Source organism: Methanosarcina sp. (assembly GCF_035390745.1).
In the GTDB taxonomy this organism is placed as follows: domain Archaea; phylum Halobacteriota; class Methanosarcinia; order Methanosarcinales; family Methanosarcinaceae; genus Methanosarcina.
This window is the reverse complement of sequence record NZ_DAOOUJ010000130.1, coordinates 1-2,362: the sequence shown is the minus strand read 5'-3', so window position 1 is coordinate 2,362 and position 2,362 is coordinate 1. Positions and strand designations below refer to the sequence as shown.

Annotated in this window: 3 protein-coding genes; 1 reads left to right on the top strand and 2 read right to left on the bottom strand. The window is 37.9% G+C overall.

Going from position 1 to position 2,362, the window contains the following annotated elements; all coding sequences use genetic code 11:
• The coding region (locus PLL47_RS14800) for a glycosyltransferase (protein WP_324447339.1) at positions 1–917 on the bottom strand (917 nt) is incomplete at its 3' end.
• Between the two features lies 1 nt (position 918).
• Positions 919–2,040: a serine hydrolase domain-containing protein gene (locus PLL47_RS14795; RefSeq protein WP_324447337.1), complete on the bottom strand. Its 1,122-nt coding sequence runs from the start codon at positions 2,038–2,040 to the stop codon at positions 919–921.
• Between the two features lie 119 nt (positions 2,041–2,159).
• Between PLL47_RS14795 and PLL47_RS14790 the strand changes: the two genes are divergently transcribed.
• Positions 2,160–2,362: MutS N-terminal domain-containing protein (locus PLL47_RS14790; RefSeq protein WP_324447335.1), on the top strand; the 203-nt coding region annotated here is incomplete at its 3' end.

The window sequence follows — 2,362 nt, the reverse complement described above, 5'->3', positions numbered from 1 at the left end:
AGAGAATTACCCAAAATGTCACTCCATACAGAGCCGTCAGTATGACCAATAATTCTAAGCAAAAGATCCTCTCCAAATCCTTGAACTTCTTTTACCATGTCACCAAGTATGCGCCACAAAATGGATGGGTTTCGGTCTTTAACAAACAGACCAGTATAAGTAATAGTAAACTTATCTTCTAAAGATTCATTTATTTGTGCAAAATCAGAGGCATCAAATCCATTAGTAATTACTTTGATTCTCTTAGGCTTGAGTGCAAGAAATTCCTCCTTCATAAAGTTTGTCACTACCACAACTGCATCGGCTTCCCTGATAACGCTTCGCTCCATTCTTTTGTGCAACAATTTGGTTAAAAATGTGTTTTTCATGTACTTGAATGTATACATAGTAGTCCAGGGATCACGGAAATCAGCAACCCATTTTATTCCAGTCCTCCGAGCCAGACCTCTTGCAATCAAGTGCATGGAATGAGGAGGTCCAGTACTGACAATAGCATCAACAGGATTCGTTTTTAAATATCTGTTGAGGTAATTGATAGAAGGTCTTATCCACATACATTTTGGATCTGGAACAAACAAGTTACTTCTGACAAAAAGAGAAAAAGTTTCTTTAAAGGATTTTTTACTGCTCTCGCCACTCTCCGCAATAAATCCGGGCTTAATGGCTTCACCTCGCCTGCCTGTAAATATCTTATAGAGGCTATAAGGCTCAAAAATTTTCCTTTTTATCACCTCTATTCCTTGAGGAATCTCTGCAAGAAGCCCTTGATCCTTCGCCATAAATTCAGGATTTTCCGGAGTATAGACTACCGGTTCGTAACCATAATTTCTTAAATATTTTACAAACTTAAGCCACCTCTGAACACCGGACCCTCCTGCAGGAGGCCAGTAATAGGTAATAATCAACAGTTTTTTCAATCTACTTAGCTATAAATATATTGTACAAAGCCCTTATTACTTCACCTTGAATAACAGTGAAGCCATCCTTGTAAACAGGTGGACAACCATTCGTCATCATAACTATACCAAATCGCTTTTCAGGATTAAAGAACATCGCACTGTATACTCCATATGCAGAACCTGTATGCCCCGTCATAACCTCCCCCGGAATCAAATTTGTGACTTTTTCCATAGCCATACAATACTCAGTAAAATCGTCAACTTTCACAACAGGCGTCTGCATCATTATTGAACTCTTCTCGGAAATAATTCTCACCTTGCCGTATTTACCATGATTCATATGCATTATCATATAGCGTGCAAGATCCTGTGCAGATATTTTAATTCCTCCAGTTGGAGAAAAAATGGGAGTACTGTAGCCAAAAACATAATTGTTTTTAATTTCCTCTCCTCTGCTCATGTACGCCTCAGGTCTTGCTCCCCATATGCCATTATCATCATTGCCATATAAAGTTACAAACCTTGAAGCGTCAAGAGAATCAACATTGTAATCTGCATATAGACCCAAGGGTCTTATTACGCTGTTTCTTACATAATTATCAAATCTCTTCCCGGACACTCTTTCAACAATAGTACCGATAATGTTAAATCCGAGATTACAGTATTCATATGCTGTTCCGGGTGCATAGTCATGATAAGCTTCTCCGTACTTTTCATTCTTGTCGGGATTGACTACATCAAGACTAAAGTAACCTGCAGCATCCCGCAGGCTTGAAGTATGTGATAGAAGCATCTTGAGGGTAATAGGAATATCGGGGAATTTTGGATTGCGAACTTTAAAACCTATAAGGTCACTCACATCCTGATTAATGTCCACCAAACCCTTGTCCACCAGCGTCAATAAAGCAGTTGTGGTAAAAGATTTGGAAATTGATGCTATTCTGAAAATATCATCTTTTTTAAGATCAAGATTTTTTTCAATATCTTTCTTACCAAAAGACTCAACATATACAATTCTGCCATCTTTGACTACTGCTACAGCAAGACCCACTGCTTTATTTTCTTTCATTATCTGCTGTAAATGAGTGGCTGCCAAATTTTCTTTTTTGTCTTTTCCAAAAGCTATGGAAGAGATAGCCAAAGTGATTAAAATCGACGAAATTATTTTCATACATTGTTTTTTTAGAGGGGAATAATACAAAGATAATATCTATTTTTGTAAAGATGAACGAGGATAAAAAAATAGCAGAGACCCCCTTAATGAAGCAATACTTCTCCGTTAAATCAAAATATCCGGAGGCAATTCTTCTATTCAGAGTAGGTGACTTTTACGAAACATATGGTGAGGACGCCATAGTTGCTTCCAAGATTCTTGGCATTATCCTTACCAAAAGAGCGAACGGGTCTGCAAAGCACGTTGAGATGGCAGGATTTCCTTACCATGCTATTGATACTTATCTCCC